Origin of the sequence: Paenibacillus psychroresistens, from assembly GCF_009728935.1 — a bacterium.
Classification (GTDB): Bacteria; Bacillota; Bacilli; order Paenibacillales; family NBRC-103111; genus Paenibacillus_AC; species Paenibacillus_AC psychroresistens.
In genome coordinates this window covers 4,608,465-4,626,994 of sequence record NZ_CP034235.1, presented here as the reverse complement: position 1 = coordinate 4,626,994, position 18,530 = coordinate 4,608,465, and the positions used below count along the sequence as shown (strand labels likewise).

Below are 18,530 nucleotides of genomic sequence, written 5' to 3'. Positions count from 1 at the left end.
AAGCTGGACAACGAACGCTTGTTCCTATATAATGAAGATAGAAACGCAACAGGATTATCTTCTTCATTATATGAATGAGGTGATATTAATGGGAACACAAGCACTTTGGCTAACGAATCAGGAGAAGGTAGAAGTAGAATCTATCATTGACTCGAATCCAAGCATGAAATATGAAAGCTTAGTCTTCATGGCTAAGAAGGAAGATGGATCAGTCATTATGATTGATCGTCGTGACATCATCCTCGATGAAGAGCAGGTTCTTATTGATGAGCTTGCCGATATTCTATATAGCAGTAAGACACCTGTTCATAATGAACGTTATTCGATTATTATGAAGCAGTTCATTTTTAAAGGTGTTCCTTATGTGAAGAGGCTTTGGGACCGCAAGCCTCAGCAACAAACGTTAGAGCTTTTTGATGCGGGCTGATTAGAAGCATGAAGTTTATATAGATGAGTATTCCGTCGAGGATTCTTCGGCGGTTTTTTTGTGCAAAAGTGGAACAAAATATATGGATGATGCTCTGTATCTATGGTTATAATAGAATCAATAATATTGACTAATCATTTAAGGGATCACTATACTAAAAGAGCACGAAAATACAATATTGGAGGAGATATAAATGTTGAAAACAATTGCAAATATTAGGATTCCAGACAGTAAATTAGCTGTTGGAGCAGCGGAGCTGCTTCGTGAGCACGGTGATACTTTATTATGGAATCATTCCCACCGCGTATATTTATTCGGAGCAATTCAAGGTCAGAATAATGGGTTGAAATTTGATTTAGAGCTGCTTTATATAAGTGCATTATTTCATGATTTAGGACTTACTAAGCAATACAGCAGTCCAGATAAACGTTTTGAAGTCGATGGGGCCAACGCTGCTCGCAGCTATCTTCAACAAAATGGAGTACCGGATGAGTCTATTCGCTTGGTTTGGGATGCTATAGCTCTGCATACAACTATCGGGGTTGCCCAGTATAAAGAGTCTGAAGTAGCATTGATTTACTCAGGGGTAGGATATGATGTTATGGGTGAGAATTATGATAGCATCTCGGAGGAAGTGCGTGAACAGGTAGTAATTGCTTATCCTCGTGACAATTTCAAGAATAAGATATTACCGGCTTTTCTCGAAGGCTTTAAACATAAGCCGGAAACAACATTCGGTAATATTAAAGCAGATGTTTGTGAATTATTGCTACCTGGCTTTAAGAAAACCAACTTCTGTGATTGTGTATTACATTCGCCATGGAAGGATTAATAGGATATAGTTGTTTTGTGCGTTAAGCAGACAATAAAACCTGGAGGTTCCAATGGAAATTAGGCAGCTGGAATATTTTATGGAGATATGTAAAGAGCTTCATTTCACTCGTGCTTCCGTGAATTTAGGGGTAACCCAGCCTACTTTAAGTCATCAGATTAAAGCACTGGAGGATGAGGTAGGTACGTTGTTGTTCGACAGAATTGGCAAGAAAACAGCGATAACGGAAGCAGGGACTATTCTTTTAAAGCATTGCCGAAATGTCTTTAACAGTTTAGAAAGTGCTCGAGGAGAAATTTCAGAGCTCCAATTACTATTACAAGGCAATCTTTCCATTGGTGCTCTAACAGGCGAATTAAATCAATTGGTATCAACATTGTTAGTGGATTTTCACAAAAGCTACCCCCAAATAAAGTTAAAAGTAATTGGCTCCGATAATTTAATTGAACGTGTCATTCAGAATGAAATTGATTTTGCCGTAACAATTCTCCCGACTCATGACGAAAGAATTAGCACAGAGTTATTATATGAAGAGGAATTGTATTTAATAGTCTCTAGTCAGCATCCATTGGCTCAGACTGAAAAAGTTGATTTAGACGATATAATTCAGCTGCCGCTGATTTTATTCCCCAAAACGTATAGGTGTCGTCAACAAATTGATGATACTTGCCAGCTGAAAGGAATTATTTTGAAGCCCATTATTGAAACCGACACACCAGAAACGATTGTTAATTTGGTAGAAACTCAAGCGGGAGTTTCGATTCTATCCAAAACTTTAATTAATATATGGAATAATAAAAATATCAAAATAATAAAAATTGAAAACCCTGCAATTTGCAGACAAGTAGGGCTTATTTATCATAAAGAAAAGTATATAGGGTCTGCTGCTCGTGAATTTATGAGTTTGATAAAAAAATTAAAGGTTTCTGACTTTTAGAGGAGAGTGTATAATGAATGAGGTAACTAAATCTCTTTATTAGAGAAATGACTAATTCGCCTTGGGGGAACAGCATGAAAGCTATTATTAATGTTATTAGTATTATTATTATTGTTATTGTTGCTTTGGTTTTTGCTTTTAAAACTCATTTTTTGCTTGGAATTGCTCTAGTATTATTATTGATAGGTTTTGCGGCTTTTAGAGGACGCGCTAATTATTATGCTATTCGCGGAACTAAGCTATTCAGCAGTAACGAGTTCGAACAATCCTTAGTATGGTTCAAAAAGGCTTATGAGAGTAAACCTTGTCCAGAAGCTCATCAAATTGGCTATGGCTATATTCTAATGAGAACAGGAAATGCCAAGCAAGCCGAGCAAGTTTTTAAGCAGGTTCTACGCACAACGAAAAACAAGGACAACCGCATACAAGCTCAGTGTAACTTAGCAACCTCATATTGGCTGCAGGGTAGGAATGAGGAATGTCTGGTTTTGCTGGAAGAGGTATTTGAACAATACAAGAATTCACTGGTCTATGGCAATTTAGGCTATTTTAAATTATTGAATGGTGATTTTGAATCTGCCTTAGCATTTAATCAGGAAGCATATGCCTATAATGGGGATGACAAAACGATTGTAGATAATCTGGCGTATAATTATTATATGCTAGGACAGCTGGAGCAAGCGGAAGAGATGTTTGCGCTATTGATTCCCAAATCGCCTAAATTCGCAGATCCGCATTATTTTTATGCTTTGACGTTAGAAAAATTAGGGAAGTTAGATGAAGCTGCAGAGCAAATCCAAATTGCACAGAGTAAAGATATAGCTTTCATTACACCGATAATTCGAGCTGAGATTGATCAAGCAGCATTACGGCTGAATGTATCTAGTGAAGAGGTTGTATGAGTACGAATAAAAAAAACTATGGTTTAGAAGCACCCAAATTACCTAAGGTGCTGGAAGAGCTTCCATATAAGGATTTACAGTCGAATGATTTTTTTGAGATGGGCTTGTTTAAAGATGTATTTATCGATAATCGTAAAGCCACTAAGGTTACTTTTGATAATTTTCGTTTTGAGAATGTTACGTTCTCAGAGACAGCTTTGCAGTTTCTGGAGCTGACAGATGTTATTTTTGATAAATGTGATCTTTCTAATATTGATTTAAGCAATGCCACGATCCATAGGACGGAATTCAGAAATTGCAAGATGCTGGGAATAGATTTAACAGAAGCTACTCTGAGGAATGTTGTATTTCATAATTGTATCGGGGATTTTGCTAATTTTCGTTATGCGAATTTCAAGCAAGCTTTATTCGAGGAATGCTCGCTGAGAAGTGCTGATTTTTATAGCGCTGTATTTCAAAAAGTATATTTGCAGCATTGTAACTTAGATGCCATGCAATTATCCGCGGTGAAGCTGGAAGGCTTGGATTTAAGCAATTGTGATTTTACAGTATTAGGAGTAGGGATAGAGGATATAAAAGGCTGTACGATTTCTAAAGAGCAAGCATCGGTATTTGCTAATTTATTTGGGTTGATAGTTAAAGAGTAACGCAAAAACGTGTCAAAAAAAGCAGTTGAATTCTCTAACAGAATTCAACGCTTATGCCACTCGACCGAATATTTTTTATCTCAATCACAATAAACTATTCCTGTACTGATTAGGTGTCATGCCTGTATATTTTTTAAATACCTGAAAGAAATATTTCTCATCGTTGTAACCAACGCTATAAGCGATATCGCTAATCTTTGATCCGCTATTACTTAATAATAAGCAGGATTTTTCGATACGTGTTTTATGGAGATAATCTAGAAAGTTTATTTTCAGCTCTTGTTTGAACAATAAGCTGAGATAGCCTGGTGTAATAAAAACCTCTCTAGCAACCGTTTCGCGATCAATGTCTTTATCGTAGTTTTGGTCGATATAATCGATAATCGTTTTAAATAATTTGTTGTTATTCTTTTTAGAGTTCAGCTCTTCGTTTATTTTGATCAGCGTTTTGTAGATATTGTCCTTGATATGGTCCATACTGGACTGACTTAGCATATTGGAGAATTCAAGGAAATTAGGCCCGAAAACGTTCTGGGTATTGATATTGCGCTCCACACATAAATGATAAAGCGAGAATATGAAGGCCGATGTAGAAACAATAAAATGATCCTTAGAGCTGCTTTCTGGCTTTAGCGAATTTATAAAGTTGTTCAAAAGGTATTCATACTCCGAAATATCGCCATTAAGTAAAGCTTGAAGGATCGACTTTTCCATATTGATTGGGTAAGAAGTATCCTTGGGGTCATCGTCACTGAGCTCTGCATAAGCAACAATTTTATTCTCACCCATGAAATGATTAGCCTTAAGGGCTTTTGAAGCTTCGGTATAAGATTGCGTGATTTGATTCAAGCCTTTGTAGCAATTACTAAGTCCGATCGATACGGTAAAAGGCAGGAACCTGTTGATATTTTCCTTTAAAGATTCAACTAATGGGGAAGAGGAGGATACCTCTAGGGATGTATCCTTATTGAGTATGACTACGATTTCATTGTTATATTCAAATACAACACAATTATGCTGGGCAGATATCGTTTCTTCGGAGATGTTTTTAATGCAAAATTTATATAACTCCATATCCTCTGATGAATAATCTTCATTTAATCGATAGAAATTATCGATGCTCAAAAGCATGATGCTGGTGTAATCATAAGGGAAATGGATATTAAGCTTACTGAGAATTTCATATGTTCTTAAGTGAGAGTGGTTGTCGGATTGAACCAATTTGGTCAAATGGCGTTCTTTCAATACAGGATAGCTTTCCTGAAACTGAGATCTGAGCTGCTCATAGGATTTCTCTTGCAAGCGTTCGGCTTCAATCAGTATTTTTACTTTAAGCACCGTTTCCATGATTTCTTGCTTTTTGCATGGCTTTAATAAATAATCGGTAACGCCGAGCTTTAACGCTTTTTGAGCATAGGAAAAGTCTTCATATCCACTCATGATGATGCATTTAATCGTAGGGAATAGGAGTGAAACTTGCTCGATTAACTCCAATCCATCCATTTCAGGCATGCGAATGTCGGTTAATAATATTTCAGGTTTATGTTTTTCGATTAACTCTATAGCTTCGATGCCATCACGTGCTTCAGCACATATTTCAATCCCATGCGATTGCCAATCGATGACTTTTCGAATTCCCATTCTCGTGTGTTCTTCATCATCCACCAGGAGCAATTTCATCATTTAGTTCTCCTTCTTTATTTGATCGTTAAAGGGGATAAGGATTTCAACAAGGGTCCCTTTACCTAACTCACTATTAAATTTCAGGCTATAATTATCTTTAAAATATAATTGTAATCTTTTGTTTATGTTTTTAATGGCGTAGCCGCCAGATTCTTGGGAAGCATTAGTTTCATTCTCTGTTTCGTTCTCCGTTTCATCCTCCAATATATTTTGCAGGGTCAGTGGATCTATGCCTATGCCATCATCTTCAATTTTAAAGTAGAGATGATCCGCTTTTCTCATACCTAGGATAGATATGGTGACCTTACCCCTTTTTTTACCAAATCCATGTAGAATTGCATTTTCAACAAAAGGCTGAAGAATTAGCTTCAAAACGGTGTAATTCAGAATATTGTCTTCGATTTGTATGCTATAATTCAAATCGTCTTTGAACCTCATTTTTTGCAGGATCAGATAATTTTCAATAAACTCCTTTTCCTTAGCAAGGCTTGTATAATTATTGCCCTTATTCAACGACAGCCTGAACAATTTCGAAAGGCTAATGACCATTTCAGCAATATGGGTTTGATCTGCAGATTCAGCTTCCCAATAGATCATCTCTAAAGTGTTATAAAGAAAATGCGGATTTATTTGAGCTTGAAGCGCATTAAATTCTGCTTCTTTCTCCTTGATTTGCAGGATATAGGAATCATCAATTAATTGTTTAATATTCGCAACCATACTATTGTACCCTCTGCTTAGATCTCCAATTTCATCGCGGTTTCGAATTTCAATGCGTTCTAGGAAGTTGCCTTTTTGGAATCTTTTCATGGAGCTTAATAAATTTTTTAACGGTAATGTGAGATAGAATGATAAGAGGAACATTAAGGGAATACTCAATAATAGACAAACTATAATAATGAAAATAATTACAGTCTTGATTGAATTAATATCTTTGGTTAGAGAAAGAATAGGTACACTGTATAATACCTTCCATCCCAAATTGTTATTCGCGCTATAGGAGACAAGAGCCTGCTTCCCTTGGATAGTAAGAATAGAATATCCTTCCGCTTCATTCTTTAATACATCTTGAAATGGGGGATTTTTTGCAGCTTTTGAGTAGATATCCTCACCCATGCCAGTCATTAATGTACCTGCTTGGTCAACAATGATTACACTTTCTTCACTCTTCACCAAGTCCTTGAGATACAAATTTTGCAGATTCGTTTCATTAATCCCTGCGACAATAAATCCGATGGTTTCACCGGTATTGATATTGCGGATAATCTTAGCCATTCCTAGCTTAGGCGCAATATTATTCTGGATAAAAAGATTTGTTTTTTCAGGCAGTTTAAACCAGAGGGGGGCACCTTTTAAAGCCAATGCCTGCTGATAAAGATCACTATTTCGAATTGTAGAAAAGCTTCCAGGATCACTGCTTCCATCTGAAAAAACAGAATATAAAGGAATGTCTGTGTTGCCGTACAAGGAAATAAAGTCAAGGTTTTTAGTTGTAATAATCAAATTTACAATCAATTGGGAAGAACCATTTAAAGACTCGAAAGTAACAGAAGGAAGCTTATCTTCGGTTTCATTGCTCACAAGCAGGTTTTGGATGAAAGGATCGATACTCATAAAGGTCACTAAATCGGAAATGTTTTTTTGTAAATATTCCAGGTTATTATTAATCTGCCTCGTGACTCCAATATTAGATTCGCTTACACGGTTAATAACTTCCTTTTTCGAAATCCAATAAGAATAATAACCAAAAATTAATGTAATGGCAAAAATAAATACGTAAAATAAAATAAAAATTTTATATTTTAAGCTTAAATAAAAGCTTCGCGATTTCATATGCATCCCACCTTATCCATAAAGTATAAGCGTTAGATATGTTAAATCAAGTAGGTTGAATTTTTTAACAATAGGATTCGACAAATTTCAACCTTATGCATGATTTGTCTACTTATCTTACTTAAAGCATGCTGTATATTAGAAATATGATCTCGATTCGTAATCGAGCCAATCGAAAGGGGTAAAAAAAGAATGCAAAAGAATATTTTTAAAAAGGGATTAAGCGTATCTGTGATAGCGAGTATGACATTGATATTAGCAGCTTGTGGTGGAACGACAAAAACAGAGGAAAGTCCATCTGTTGCTCCAGCAGCTAGTAATGGAGCATCACCAGCAGCAACAGCAGTGACAGGCGCTCCTGTTACATTGAAGTTTTTCTCGAATCTACCTGACCGTAAATCCGGAATGGGCTTTGCTGAGCAAACCGTTATTGATAACTATATTAAGCTGAACCCCAATGTGAAAATTGAGGTTGAAGCACTAGCAGATGAAACATTTAAGCAAAAAATTAAAGCTTACTCTTCAAATAACGAGCCTGTGGATGTAATGATGTTACATGGTGCATCTGATTTGAAATCATTGGCTAAAGCTGGTTATGTTCAAGAATTAAATCCAGCGGATTATTCAACGAACAATTTCTTTGAGGGTTCCCTGAAAAACTTCACGATCGACGGCAAAGTTTATGGACTTCCAAGAAACTCAGATTACATGGTTATCTATTATAATAAAGCGATGTTTGAGAAGAATGCTGTGAAAGTACCGACTACAATTCAAGAATTAAAGGATGCGGCGACAGCCTTTAGAGCCAAAAAAATCATCCCAATGTCCATCAATGGTAAAGAGCTTTGGACGACTGCGTTGTTGTATCAGAATATTGTACAGAGAGTGAGCGGTAACCAAACCGCTATCCTTGATGCAATTGATTCTAAAACAACCTTTACTAAAGAAACCAGCATGCTTGAAGGAGCTAAGGTCCTAAAAGATCTTATTGATGCTAAGCTATTCCAAGATTCAGCACTTACCGCTGATTATGGCGCTTCGCAAAACTTGTTTGCACAAGAAAAAGCAGCCATGTGGTACATGGGCGCTTGGGAAGCGGGGATGGCAACAAATGCAACCTTCCCAGAAAGCTTCCGCAATAATTTAGCAGTAATTAAATTCCCAGTTCTTGATGGGGGTAAAGGTGTTGCAACAGATTTAATTGCTTGGAACGGCGGCGGTTATGGAATAAGCACTGCATCCAAGCATAAGGAAGAAGCTAAGAAATTCTTTGACTTTCTAATGTCTCCTGATCAATGGGCGAAGATAGCTTGGGAAACCGGTGCGGCTGTACCTGCTCAGAAATATGAAATGACAGGTAAAGAAACAGAAGTGCAAAAAGCGTTATCTGAAGTGTTGAATGGTGCTACATCAAGTCCTGGAGCATCCATGATTGATTATGGCGACGGACAATTTAAGAATGATGCCCAATTATTATTTGGTAAAATTTTCACAGCTGGCTATACACCAGAGAATTTAGTAGCTGATCTAGATAAAGCTGCTGCAACTTATTCAAAGAGATAGTACTAAGTATTCAATGTTAAATAAGGACGGGAATCAAATTCCCGTCCTTATTTTTAACTAACTGGAGTGATGAGCGATGCATAAGGTATTAAGTAATAAATGGGTCATATTTTCGCTGGTTTTTCCAGGTGTCTTATTGTTTGTCCTTGCTTTTTTAACGCCTGTAGCACTAAGCGTCTATTATGGCATGACGGATTCACAGGGCGGGGGAGTTCCCTTTAATTTTGTTGGATTGGATAATTTCCGTGCAATCTTATTCGATGATCCAACCTTCTGGAAGTCTCTAATGAATGCTTTGCTTTTAGGCATAGGCTATGTAGTGATTCAACATCCATTCTGTATTTTATTTGCTATTCTAATTGACCGCGTAGGCGGTAAACAAGAGAAATTGTATCGAGCACTTTTCTTTATCCCTTGTGTAATCTCTGTTGTAGTAACTTCAAGAATGTGGATTAGCATGCTGGATCCGGATTTTGGACTCGTTAATAAAGTTCTAGACAGTATTGGCTTAGGCGTACTAAAGCATGCGTGGTTATCCGATCCTAACACAGCGCTCTTAACCATCTTATTTATTGTGATTTGGCAAGGGTTTGGCTGGGGAATGTTGTTCTACTATGCAGGTATAAAAGGGATTTCAGAGGAGATATATGAAGCTGCGAAGATCGATGGAGCATCTGGATTCAAGCTGCATCTTAAAATAACAGTACCGCTGCTTAACCCGATTATTATTGTAAATGTCACACTGGCGTTAATTACAGCCTTTAAGCAGATGGAAACTATTTATTTGACCACAAATGGCGGACCAGGGGATCATACTCAGTTCTTAGCTAATTATTTATATACCAAAGCTTTTACTGCTAACCAATATGGATATGCGAATGCGATATCCGTCTTGTTTGTTCTAAGCTGCTTACTTGTAACATTTATTACTAATCGCGCAATGAGAACAAAACAGGCGGCTTAAAAGGGGTGAAACCATGGAAAAGTTCAAAAAAATTAGTATTTATATTCTCCTGCCAATTGTTGCATTAGCACAATTATTTCCGCTCATCTGGCTGGCTGACTTCTCATTATTAAAGAGTGGAGACTTCTTTTCTTCGGCAATTCTTAAATGGCCGTCAGATCCGCAATGGCATAATTATTTTGTTGCCTGGACGGATGGCAAAGTACCCCACTATTTAATGAACAGCTTAATTGTAACAGGTTCAACCATCATACTCACCGTACTGCTTTCTTTGACTTTAGGATATGCTTTTACGCGTATGAGATGGAAGCTTTCCGGATTCTTTCTTATGATCATCTTACTCGGGATGATGATTCCCATACATGCAACCTTACTGCCTAACTTTATGGTGTTTGGCAAATTAGGGATTACAGATTCCTATCTTGCGCTCATTATCCCCTATACGGCAATAAGTGTTCCATTTGGCACGTTTATCATGACGGGTTTCTTGCAATCCATCCCTGATGCATTGGAAGAATCGGCCGTTATGGACGGAGCGGGTATATACCGTATTATCTTTCAGATGATTTTTCCATTAACTAAGGCAGCGTCTGTTACAATTGTCGTTACCACTTTCTTATCTTGCTGGAATGAGTTTATTATGGCTGCTACTTATTTAAGCAGTGAATCATTTAAAACCCTGCCTTTTGCAGTCATGAATTTCGCTGGTCAGTATGCCTCCGACTATGGAGCTCAGTTTGCTGTAATGACCTTAACCTCGATTCCTGCTTTACTTATCTTCATTATATTTAGTGAGCAAATTACGAAGGGTGTTACAATTGGAGCTGTAAAAGGATAAAATTTTCGAAAAAAGCAGTCGAACTCCAAGTTATCTTGGAATTGGACTGCTTTTTTTCTGCAAGATTTAATAAATCCGATGCTTCGTACTTTATACTTTTGTTTAAGCATGTAGTCGGGATGACACCTTTAAAGTATCGAAAAGAAAGAGTTTTCAGCAGAATCCACAGTATGTTTAAGTAAAGTTGCAATGGTCACAGGTCCAACTCCAGCAGGAACTGGAGTTATTGCACTTGCTTTAATTAAGCAAGCTTCATAATCTACATCACCGATATTGCCTTCATTATATCCAGCATCCATAACAATAGCGCCAGCTTTTATCCATGAACCCTTAATGAATTTAGGCTTACCAACGGCTGCGACTACAATATTCCCTAGCTTAACTATCTCCTCTAGATTTTGGGTCTTTGAATGGCAGATCGTCACGGTTGCATTTCTGTTTAGAAGCATCAATGAGACAGGCTTGCCAAGAATCGGACTTCTACCAATAATAACCGCGTGTTTGCCTTCTATTTGAATATTATAGAAATCTAGAATTGCAATAATCGCTGCTGGGGTGCAAGAAGGAAATGCAGCAAGGGAGAAGGCATTTTGTGCAAAACCTAGGGTTGTAACACCATCCACATCTTTATGAAGCTGAATAGCTTCAAAAGCAGCGCGTTCATCAATCTGTTCAGGAACCGGATGCTGCAGCAATATTCCATGCACGGTAATATCTTCGTTTAATTGTTGAATCGTTTGAATTAACTGCTCCGTTGTAGTATCCTCTGCAAGCACAATTCGCCGGGATTCAATGCCTAGCTTCTTGCAAGCATTCACTTTCATTCGCACATAAGTAGCAGAAGCTGGATCATTTCCCACTAAAATAGTAGCCAAACATGGTGTTATTCCTCTGCCTATTAACTTCGCAATTCGTGGAACTAAATCCGCTTTGATAGAGCTAGCAACGATATTGCCATCTAAGATTAGTTTATTGGTCTCCATGCTGTTAATTCCTTTCAAATATGCCATCTTCATTTCTGGAACACTCTCCTTTTCATTATAGATAAACGAAAAAAAGCATTTGATCAGAGATCAAATACTTTGCCCAGGCGTACGGCTTATATCTGTGGGCTCCCCCATGGTTGCCCATGTTCCGCCAGTAACCTACAGTTTTGCTTGTTACGAGTAGGATACACCTAAAAGTTAATGATTTCAAGAAACATTAATCTTAATCATTCTCTACCAAATCAAAAGTGTATCTGTATTAATAGCACATCCAGAACACTTGTACGCAAATAGAAAAAAGTGTAAAATGAGTTATATGGTATGGGACGATGGGGGCTCGATTATTAAATGGAAATCACGTTAACCAAAGCACAAGCCAGAAGGTTTATTTTGGTTCATCAAGGCTTATTGACCCATCAGCGGTTTGAAGGAAAGCCAGGCATTATGGCGTTTTTGGAACGGGTAGGCTGCATACAATATGATCCTTTAAATGTAGTCGGATTTAATCAGCAGTTGGTACTGCAAGCGCGAATTCCAACTTTTCGAGTAGAAATGCTGCAGGAGCTATTGTATGAGGACCGCGTTTTAGTAGATGCTTGGGATAAGTGCATGTCGATCTACCCGCTTAAGGACTGGGCTTATTTCACGAGACTTCGCGACGCAGCAAGAATAAGGCTGCAAAACATGCCGCAAGTCAATGAAATTGTTCAGCAGGTTATCGAAAGCTTTCTGGCTCGAGGACCTTTATCATCCAGTGATCTTGAATATAAAGAAGTAGTGGACTGGTCGTGGGCGCCTACTCGGCTGTCTCGCGCTGTGTTAGAAAGCATGTATTTTTCAGGAGATTTAATCATTCATCATAAGGCAAGAACGAGAAAGGTATATGATTTGGCTAATCGTCATGTACATGAAAGTTATCTACAGGCTCCAGAGCCTAATGTGACGGAAGAGAGCTACTGGGAATGGTATGTCCTCAGAAGAATTGGTGCCATCGGTTTACTCTGGAATAAGCCGAGTGATGCATGGCTGGGTATTGCGGGAATGAAAACCAAAGAACGCAATGAGGCATTTCAGCGATTGGAGGGTAAGGGCAAAGTAATCGCTCTTAAGGTAGAAGGAATTCTTCCGCAGCTCTATATAAGGGCAGAGGACATGCCGTTCCTAGAGGAAACACTCGTTGAAGATACTATCCCAGCTAAACGAGCTTTCATCTTAGCGCCGCTCGACAATATGATTTGGGATCGCAAGCTGATTAAAGAGTTATTTCATTTTGAGTATCGCTGGGAAGTGTATAAGCCGGCTGTTGAGCGTCAATATGGTTATTATGTGCTTCCGGTCATGTATGGAGATCAATTCATAGCTCGATTTGAGCCTAGCTTGGATAGAAAGAAAAAAGAGCTAGTGATTAAAAACTGGTGGTGGGAGTCAGAGGTAGTAGCAACAGCTCCAATTATTGATGCTTTAAAGCAATGTTTAGCTGATTTCATGGAATTTACAGGAGCTATTACAATCCGGTTGGAAGACTCATTAACTAACAGTGATATAGTTAACTTATTGCCCATCACACAAGCACATAAGGGAAAATAAAAAACTCCTGAAATAAGGAGTTTTTTGGTGAATTAAATTGTAGGCTTATAGTGTGCTAGAAGCCTGAATAAGCAGCTTAGCTAGCATTTCATAGTCTAGTGTCTATCCGTCGCGAATTTCAAGCCATTTTCTTATTTAGTCGATTTTGAGGCCAGATTAGGTACATACTCTCGAACTGTAAGAACTATGCCGCTTGCTAGGATGGCTTTGAACAAATCAGGAAGTAAAAAGGGGTAACAAACAAGTGTAAGTGCTTTGGAGTATGTCATATTAGCAGTATGAGCGAACCATGGAACTCCAGACGTATAGACCAGCAATGAACCGAAGACATACATAACAATCAAAAGCTGAATATAAGCGATAATTCCTTTACCGCGTATGCGTTGGGCAAAAAAACCAATGAATAACGCTGAAATAGAGAACATTAGAATGAAACCACCTGTTTTACCTAATACATATGAAATTCCGCCTTCACCGTGTAATAAAGGAAGTCCCAAAGCCGTAAGAACCACGACAATAAGAATACTGTAAAACCCATAACGTGCTCCCAACAAACCACCAGCAAGCATAATAGCGAAGCTCTGTAATGTAAAGGGGACAGGAGTAAATCCTAGCGAAATTTTGAGGATACTAAAAACAATGAATAGTGCTGCGAATAAAGCCGTAAATACTAAACCGCGAACATTCCAATTTGAAGTTTGCATTGATATATCCCCTTTGTTTTGTTAACCTAATAATTATGGTCTGGTTGACATTAAACGATTGTAACATACTCTATTTATAAAAAAAAGCATCTGGAGCGATTATTTTGAATTTACAAATAGATTTGCAGCTTATAGATATAACGGTTGAAGTCCCTTATGAGAACGGTTCTTTAACATTGCTTAAGGATATCAGTCTGTGTATTTCACAAGGTGAATGGATCAGTATTGTTGGCAAGAACGGGAGTGGTAAATCCACTCTGGCTCAACTATTAACAGGTGTGCGCAAAGCTTCTAGTGGAATTATCCAACGAGGTTTTAGTGGTGACGAGCCAATTCCGTATGTCATGCAGCAGGAAATGCAATGGTTTGGTGAAACGCCTTGGGAGGATATGATTTTCCTGCTTGAGTCAAGAGGAGAAGATGTGAAGCTTATACCTGAAATTATTCAATCAGCCTTGGAGAGAGTGGGTATAGATTTACTCAAGGATCGGCCGTTTGCAGAGATGTCTGGCGGGCAGCAACAGCTAGCTGCAATCGCAGGATGCTTGGCTGCGCGAACACCCATTATCGTGTTTGATGAAGCCACTTCAATGCTGGATTCGACGTCGCGACAGCAAGTACTGGCAGCAGCAAAAACAATAAATCAACAAGGCACTGCTGTAGTTTGGCTGACTCATCATATAGAAGATCTCAGCTTTGGAGAACGCGTAATTGCTCTAGAGTCAGGAAAAATTAGCTATGACGATTCTACGACTGCGTTTTTTTATCGTGGATCAACGTTTGATTTAAATCATACAACGCTTATAAAAACACCTTGTGAAGAGCTTGGATTTACACTTCCATATCCTATTCAAGTAGCCCATGAATTAAAGCTAAAGGGCATTCAGCTCCCAACCTTGCCGTTAACAAGTGAGCAATTAGTTGAGGCGGTGAGTTATCTTGTCAAGTGATTTAAAAGCTGTAGATGTTTCCATTCAAGTGGATGGTAAGCTTGTGTTACAGGAGGTTAATCACGAATTTCGAGCTGGATCCGTGACTTTAATTCTTGGACGCAGCGGAAGCGGGAAGACGATGCTGCTTGAGGCATTGTCTGGATTACGTGAAATTGTTCAGGGGAATGTGTTTATCGGAGCTAGGCCTCTTTGGAAAGGCTCGCAAACAAACAGGAAATTACAACGGCAGGCTATGCTGCTGCTAGGAACAGGCTTCCAGCATCCTGAGCAGCAGCTTTTCGCTCAAACGGTTGAAGCTGAATTCAACTATAACTTGCGCCCCTATCGACTAACAACCGTACAGAAGAAGCAGCGTATTAGCGAAGCATCCTTTTTGCCCCAACAAGGTTCTGATGATTGGCTAAAGCAGGATCCATTCAAGCTTAGCGGTGGTCAGAAGCGTCGGTTGACGCTGGCTCTATTAGAAGCAACTGCACCTGAATGGTTATTGCTCGACGAGCCAACTTCGGGTGTTGATTCGGTTGGAGTAGCTCAGCTATGTCAGCAATTAGAGTTGAGAAAGGCCTCTGGTAAAGGTACGATAGTGGTCACTCATGATTTGGAAGGCTTGATTGAAACAGCTGATCATTTGGTTTTTATCCAAGCTGGGCAATTAATCTGGAGTGGATCACCCTCTGCGCTTCTTAAACAGCCAGAGCTTTTAGAGGCTTCTGGACTTGCACTTCCCGCATCCATGGAAACACAACGAATGCTCCAAGAAGCTGGGTTTAATGTACCCAATGCTTGGCCAAATGCAATTCATACAGCAGAATCAATTGCAAAACAGTTAGTAAATTCGAATAGCAATTTAAACGGAGAAAAAGCAATAAAACCTGATTCAGAAGAACGTTCGCCAAGGATTAATTACAATCTAGCGGATGAAACTAGCGAAAATCCACTCAGACAAGTAATAAAACGCAGTACGCCAATGAAGGGCTTTGATCCGCGCGCGATCTGGTTAACCTATATTCTTATTTCGAGTGGTCTGCTTTGGCAGACAAACTGGGTCGGGTGGGGGATAGCAGCAATAATTACATTAGGAATTATCCAGTTCACTAAGGTACCTTATAAGCTTTGGTCTAGACCGGCGATCGGATTAGCTATATTTACAGGAGTTGCTGCGATTTTCTCTGGTGTTATTATTGGAGATATGGTTGGGTCAGTGGCGCAATCTAATGAAGTTACGGGCTTATTGTGGCAGATAACTCCCCAAGTACACTTTGCATTCAGACCAGCGGTGGCAACGTTTTATCATTTCAGCCGTTTGGTGATGATTATGCTGATTGGATTTGTACTGCTTTCTAATATTAATCATCTACATTTAAAACGTGCACTAGAGCAAGGATTAAAGGGGCTACGTTATTTGCGCTTGCCGATTGAGCAGTTTGCTTTAACTGCTGCATTAATGATCCGATTTCTGCCTTTGCTCACGTATGAGTGGGAGAAATTTGCGCGTATAGCGGCTGCTCGCGGCAAATATGCGGTTCGTCCAGGACGAGTTCCAATTCGTGGACTGCGAATGACAGTGATTCCCTATTTAATGTCGCTAATCCGCTTAGGTGAATTGTTATCGCTTATTCTTATTATTCGTGGTATAGGACTTGCAGGTCGTAAAGAGACGCGTGTATTTCGTTTGGTTTTTCAGAAAGCTGATTATAAATTAGTTTTAGTCGCCATAACCATTTTAGTTTTTTTAATATTAATTGCTAAGTTAACTTAATTAATCTATAGTTTGCGTTTGCGGAATTCGGAGGGAGAAACTCCATAAAAAGCACTGAACTGCTTGGTGAAATGATGGATGGAGGAGTAGCCCAAATTCTCGGCAATCGAGGTGATCGATTGATTGCTCTCCCACAAAATCACAGAAGCTTGTTTCATAATAGCCTTAGTCCAATAAGCTTTAGGTGACAAGCCAGTCGCTAGCTTAAATAATTCATGGAATTGTGTTTTTCCCAAACGGCTTTCCTCCAGCCAGTCCTCATAGTGTGACCCTAAATTAGCTTCCCTATCTATCCGCTCAATAATCGGTTTAATCCGATAGTCCATATGGGAGCTTTGAGAATTAAGCTGCACCAGCTGCATGATGAAGGCTTTCAAAAGTGTGTTAGCGATTTCTGAAGCGTAATGCTCATGATTCTCATAATGACGAACAATCTGAGCGAAAAGCTCAATTATCGTAACATGATGTTGCAGCTGTATAAAGTTAGGCAGTTTTTCCAACTCCGTATCAAGTTTAACCATAGTCAACAGGGTTGGATCAAACTGCGTAGGAGCCCAAACCAAATGAATTTTGGTTATTAAAGGTTCAGCAGACCATAACTCACAATAAATGTTGTAGGATGCAAGCGGATGGGAAGGATCTGAGTAAAATGCATGAGGCAGCTCAGGTGGAATATAGAGCAAATCGCCTTTTTTAACTGGAAAGGATTGATCGGCAATCGTTACTGTTCCTTTTCCAGCATCAATCAGATGAAAGGCATAACAATAACCTATCCGATTGCTTTCACTGGCATTTTTAAAAAAGGAAAATTGATAAAAGTGAGCAACTCGGACAAAGGGATTCATAGTTAACAATGCGAGCATGGTTTACACTACTTTCTCAATCTATTTATTAGTATTAGTATATCACGAATAACATAGACAAAAGAAAAATGACCGGAGAAAATGATCAATAACTGAACATCCTTCTAAATACGGGATAGCAATCAAGTGCTAAAATAATTCTATAATCAAAAGAAATTTTGGAGGGATTAGTATGAAGGCATCCACTTTAATCGGAAGTTTGAGCAAAGAGCAGATTGATTTTTATAATGAAGAGGGTTATTTAATTATTCCTAATTTATTAAACGAAATGGATTTAGCCCCTGCCAAAGCGGCAATGAATTATAAAGTATCACTAATAGCTGACGAGCTGGTGCGTGATGGTTTAATTACAGATAAACTAGAGGATTCTCCATTTAATAAACGGTTGGCGGAGTTAGTTAAGGATTTATCTGCTGAAGATTTCTTAAACTATGGCCGCAGCTGGAGAGATCGGTTCGAGGGTTATTATCACTTAATGAGTAATCCAAAAATATTAGATGCAGTAGAGTCCTTAATCGGCAGTGAGCTTTTCTCAAATCCCGTTTATAATACAAGGCCGAAGATACCTAAAGTAGCCGCAGGTGCCGTGCCTTGGCACCAGGATAAATCTTACTGGCCGGACGCTAATGCCAATCCAGTGATTACGGTTTGGATTCCATTGGTGGATGCCAACGAGATAAATGGCTGCTTGCATATTAAACCAAAAACCCATCGTAAACGCGTATTGAAATGGCATACAGAGGAAACAACCGGAACGGGTTACACAGCCCTGCATGAAAGCCAGCTTGGTAAAACACAAACGGTTGCTATGCCAGTTTCTGCCGGTAGCGCTATTCTTTTCAATGACCGTTGCTTGCATATGTCAACACCTAATCAATCCGATGAGGTTCGTTGGAGTGTAGATCTAAGGTATCAGCCTACTGACCAAGACCCAATGGTGCAGCATGGAGCAGGGTTCTTGGCTCGCAGCGCCAAAAGCCCAGAACGAGTAGCAACACTTGAAGATTGGTTAGCTAATCGTCCGGAGCATATTGGTTAAATTTAAAAGACTA

At 38.8% G+C, this 18,530-nt stretch carries 17 protein-coding genes, 1 pseudogene and 1 riboswitch; of the genes and pseudogenes, 13 read left to right on the top strand and 5 right to left on the bottom strand.

What is annotated here, in order from left to right; translation table 11 throughout:
- Positions 1-31: 31 nt before the first annotated feature.
- The 6 genes and pseudogenes from EHS13_RS21265 to EHS13_RS21245 all read left to right on the top strand — a co-directional run bounded on the left by EHS13_RS21265 (position 32) and on the right by EHS13_RS21245 (position 3,745).
- Positions 32-427: a hypothetical protein gene (locus EHS13_RS21265; protein WP_155702316.1), complete on the top strand. Its 396-nt coding sequence runs from the start codon at positions 32-34 to the stop codon at positions 425-427.
- A gap of 193 nt (positions 428-620) precedes the next feature.
- Positions 621-1,259 carry an HD domain-containing protein gene (locus tag EHS13_RS21260; RefSeq protein WP_155702315.1) on the top strand — a complete coding sequence of 213 codons (639 nt, stop codon included), beginning with the start codon at positions 621-623 and terminating at the stop codon, positions 1,257-1,259.
- Positions 1,260-1,311: 52 nt separating this feature from the next.
- Positions 1,312-2,196, top strand: a complete 885-nt coding sequence (locus EHS13_RS21255) for a LysR family transcriptional regulator (protein WP_155702314.1) — start codon at positions 1,312-1,314, stop codon at positions 2,194-2,196.
- Between the two features lie 362 nt (positions 2,197-2,558).
- Positions 2,559-2,711: pseudogene (locus EHS13_RS37575) on the top strand (hypothetical protein); the annotation flags it as partial.
- Positions 2,685-3,098 carry a tetratricopeptide repeat protein gene (locus tag EHS13_RS37570; RefSeq protein WP_405083589.1) on the top strand — a complete coding sequence of 138 codons (414 nt, stop codon included), beginning with the start codon at positions 2,685-2,687 and terminating at the stop codon, positions 3,096-3,098. The pseudogene EHS13_RS37575 and the gene EHS13_RS37570, both read left to right, overlap by 27 nt.
- Positions 3,095-3,745 (top strand): pentapeptide repeat-containing protein, encoded by a 651-nt coding sequence (locus EHS13_RS21245; protein ID WP_227013462.1) that lies wholly within the window; start codon positions 3,095-3,097, stop codon positions 3,743-3,745. The genes EHS13_RS37570 and EHS13_RS21245 overlap by 4 nt, the downstream gene beginning before the upstream one ends.
- 84 nt (positions 3,746-3,829) lie before the next feature.
- Here EHS13_RS21245 and EHS13_RS21240 read toward each other — a convergent pair whose 3' ends face one another.
- Entirely contained in the window at positions 3,830-5,428 is a 1,599-nt protein-coding gene (locus EHS13_RS21240) for a response regulator (protein ID WP_155702312.1), read from the bottom strand.
- The gene (locus EHS13_RS21235; protein ID WP_162463187.1) at positions 5,429-7,261 is read right to left on the bottom strand and encodes a sensor histidine kinase; all 1,833 of its coding nucleotides are present in this window, start codon (positions 7,259-7,261) and stop codon (positions 5,429-5,431) included. It lies immediately after the preceding gene.
- A gap of 192 nt (positions 7,262-7,453) precedes the next feature.
- Here EHS13_RS21235 and EHS13_RS21230 point away from each other — a divergent pair, with 192 nt between their 5' ends.
- The 3 genes from EHS13_RS21230 (at position 7,454) to EHS13_RS21220 (ending at position 10,626) form a co-directional block, all read left to right on the top strand.
- Positions 7,454-8,824 carry an ABC transporter substrate-binding protein gene (locus EHS13_RS21230; RefSeq protein WP_155702310.1) on the top strand — a complete coding sequence of 457 codons (1,371 nt, stop codon included), beginning with the start codon at positions 7,454-7,456 and terminating at the stop codon, positions 8,822-8,824.
- Positions 8,825-8,900: 76 nt separating this feature from the next.
- Positions 8,901-9,788 (top strand): carbohydrate ABC transporter permease, encoded by an 888-nt coding sequence (locus tag EHS13_RS21225; RefSeq protein WP_155702309.1) that lies wholly within the window; start codon positions 8,901-8,903, stop codon positions 9,786-9,788.
- 13 nt (positions 9,789-9,801) lie between these two features.
- Positions 9,802-10,626 carry a carbohydrate ABC transporter permease gene (locus EHS13_RS21220; protein ID WP_155702308.1) on the top strand — a complete coding sequence of 275 codons (825 nt, stop codon included), beginning with the start codon at positions 9,802-9,804 and terminating at the stop codon, positions 10,624-10,626.
- A 128-nt stretch (positions 10,627-10,754) separates the two neighbouring features.
- Here EHS13_RS21220 and EHS13_RS21215 read toward each other — a convergent pair whose 3' ends face one another.
- Positions 10,755-11,642 carry a bifunctional 5,10-methylenetetrahydrofolate dehydrogenase/5,10-methenyltetrahydrofolate cyclohydrolase gene (locus EHS13_RS21215; protein WP_405083514.1) on the bottom strand — a complete coding sequence of 296 codons (888 nt, stop codon included), beginning with the start codon at positions 11,640-11,642 and terminating at the stop codon, positions 10,755-10,757.
- 61 nt (positions 11,643-11,703) lie between these two features.
- Positions 11,704-11,781: riboswitch (ZMP/ZTP riboswitch) on the bottom strand.
- Between the two features lie 179 nt (positions 11,782-11,960).
- On the opposite strand from EHS13_RS21215, the gene EHS13_RS21210 reads away from it, so the two are divergent.
- Positions 11,961-13,199: a winged helix-turn-helix domain-containing protein gene (locus EHS13_RS21210; RefSeq protein ID WP_155702307.1), complete on the top strand. Its 1,239-nt coding sequence runs from the start codon at positions 11,961-11,963 to the stop codon at positions 13,197-13,199.
- Between the two features lie 131 nt (positions 13,200-13,330).
- On the opposite strand, the gene EHS13_RS21205 is transcribed toward EHS13_RS21210, so the two are convergent.
- Complete coding sequence (locus tag EHS13_RS21205; RefSeq protein WP_155702306.1) at positions 13,331-13,903, bottom strand: biotin transporter BioY; 573 nt, start codon at positions 13,901-13,903, stop codon at positions 13,331-13,333.
- A gap of 104 nt (positions 13,904-14,007) precedes the next feature.
- Between EHS13_RS21205 and EHS13_RS21200 the strand changes: the two genes are divergently transcribed.
- Together EHS13_RS21200 and EHS13_RS21195 are read left to right on the top strand one after the other, a co-directional pair.
- Positions 14,008-14,853 carry an ATP-binding cassette domain-containing protein gene (locus EHS13_RS21200; RefSeq protein WP_162463186.1) on the top strand — a complete coding sequence of 282 codons (846 nt, stop codon included), beginning with the start codon at positions 14,008-14,010 and terminating at the stop codon, positions 14,851-14,853.
- Positions 14,843-16,615 (top strand): ATP-binding cassette domain-containing protein, encoded by a 1,773-nt coding sequence (locus EHS13_RS21195; protein ID WP_155702304.1) that lies wholly within the window; start codon positions 14,843-14,845, stop codon positions 16,613-16,615. The genes EHS13_RS21200 and EHS13_RS21195 overlap by 11 nt, the downstream gene beginning before the upstream one ends.
- A 5-nt stretch (positions 16,616-16,620) precedes the next feature.
- On the opposite strand, the gene EHS13_RS21190 is transcribed toward EHS13_RS21195, so the two are convergent.
- Positions 16,621-17,478, bottom strand: coding sequence for a helix-turn-helix domain-containing protein (locus EHS13_RS21190; RefSeq protein ID WP_155702303.1), 858 nt, complete (start codon positions 17,476-17,478; stop codon positions 16,621-16,623).
- 172 nt (positions 17,479-17,650) lie between these two features.
- Between EHS13_RS21190 and EHS13_RS21185 the strand changes: the two genes are divergently transcribed.
- Positions 17,651-18,517: a phytanoyl-CoA dioxygenase family protein gene (locus tag EHS13_RS21185; protein WP_155702302.1), complete on the top strand. Its 867-nt coding sequence runs from the start codon at positions 17,651-17,653 to the stop codon at positions 18,515-18,517.
- Positions 18,518-18,530: the final 13 nt, after the last annotated feature.

Bases quoted from the DNA above. Each gene is read 5' to 3' on its own strand.
- EHS13_RS21265 (WP_155702316.1), top strand. From the start codon at position 32: ATGAAGATAGAAACGCAACAGGATTATCTTCTTCATTATATGAATGAG.
- EHS13_RS21260 (WP_155702315.1), top strand. From the start codon at position 621: ATGTTGAAAACAATTGCAAATATTAGGATTCCAGACAGTAAATTAGCT.
- EHS13_RS21255 (WP_155702314.1), top strand. From the start codon at position 1,312: ATGGAAATTAGGCAGCTGGAATATTTTATGGAGATATGTAAAGAGCTT.
- EHS13_RS21245 (WP_227013462.1), top strand. From the start codon at position 3,095: ATGAGTACGAATAAAAAAAACTATGGTTTAGAAGCACCCAAATTACCT.
- EHS13_RS21240 (WP_155702312.1), bottom strand. From the start codon at position 5,428: ATGATGAAATTGCTCCTGGTGGATGATGAAGAACACACGAGAATGGGA.
- EHS13_RS21235 (WP_162463187.1), bottom strand. From the start codon at position 7,261: ATGAAATCGCGAAGCTTTTATTTAAGCTTAAAATATAAAATTTTTATT.
- EHS13_RS21230 (WP_155702310.1), top strand. From the start codon at position 7,454: ATGCAAAAGAATATTTTTAAAAAGGGATTAAGCGTATCTGTGATAGCG.
- EHS13_RS21225 (WP_155702309.1), top strand. From the start codon at position 8,901: ATGCATAAGGTATTAAGTAATAAATGGGTCATATTTTCGCTGGTTTTT.
- EHS13_RS21220 (WP_155702308.1), top strand. From the start codon at position 9,802: ATGGAAAAGTTCAAAAAAATTAGTATTTATATTCTCCTGCCAATTGTT.
- EHS13_RS21215 (WP_405083514.1), bottom strand. From the start codon at position 11,642: ATGAAGATGGCATATTTGAAAGGAATTAACAGCATGGAGACCAATAAA.
- EHS13_RS21210 (WP_155702307.1), top strand. From the start codon at position 11,961: ATGGAAATCACGTTAACCAAAGCACAAGCCAGAAGGTTTATTTTGGTT.
- EHS13_RS21205 (WP_155702306.1), bottom strand. From the start codon at position 13,903: ATGCAAACTTCAAATTGGAATGTTCGCGGTTTAGTATTTACGGCTTTA.
- EHS13_RS21190 (WP_155702303.1), bottom strand. From the start codon at position 17,478: ATGCTCGCATTGTTAACTATGAATCCCTTTGTCCGAGTTGCTCACTTT.
- EHS13_RS21185 (WP_155702302.1), top strand. From the start codon at position 17,651: ATGAAGGCATCCACTTTAATCGGAAGTTTGAGCAAAGAGCAGATTGAT.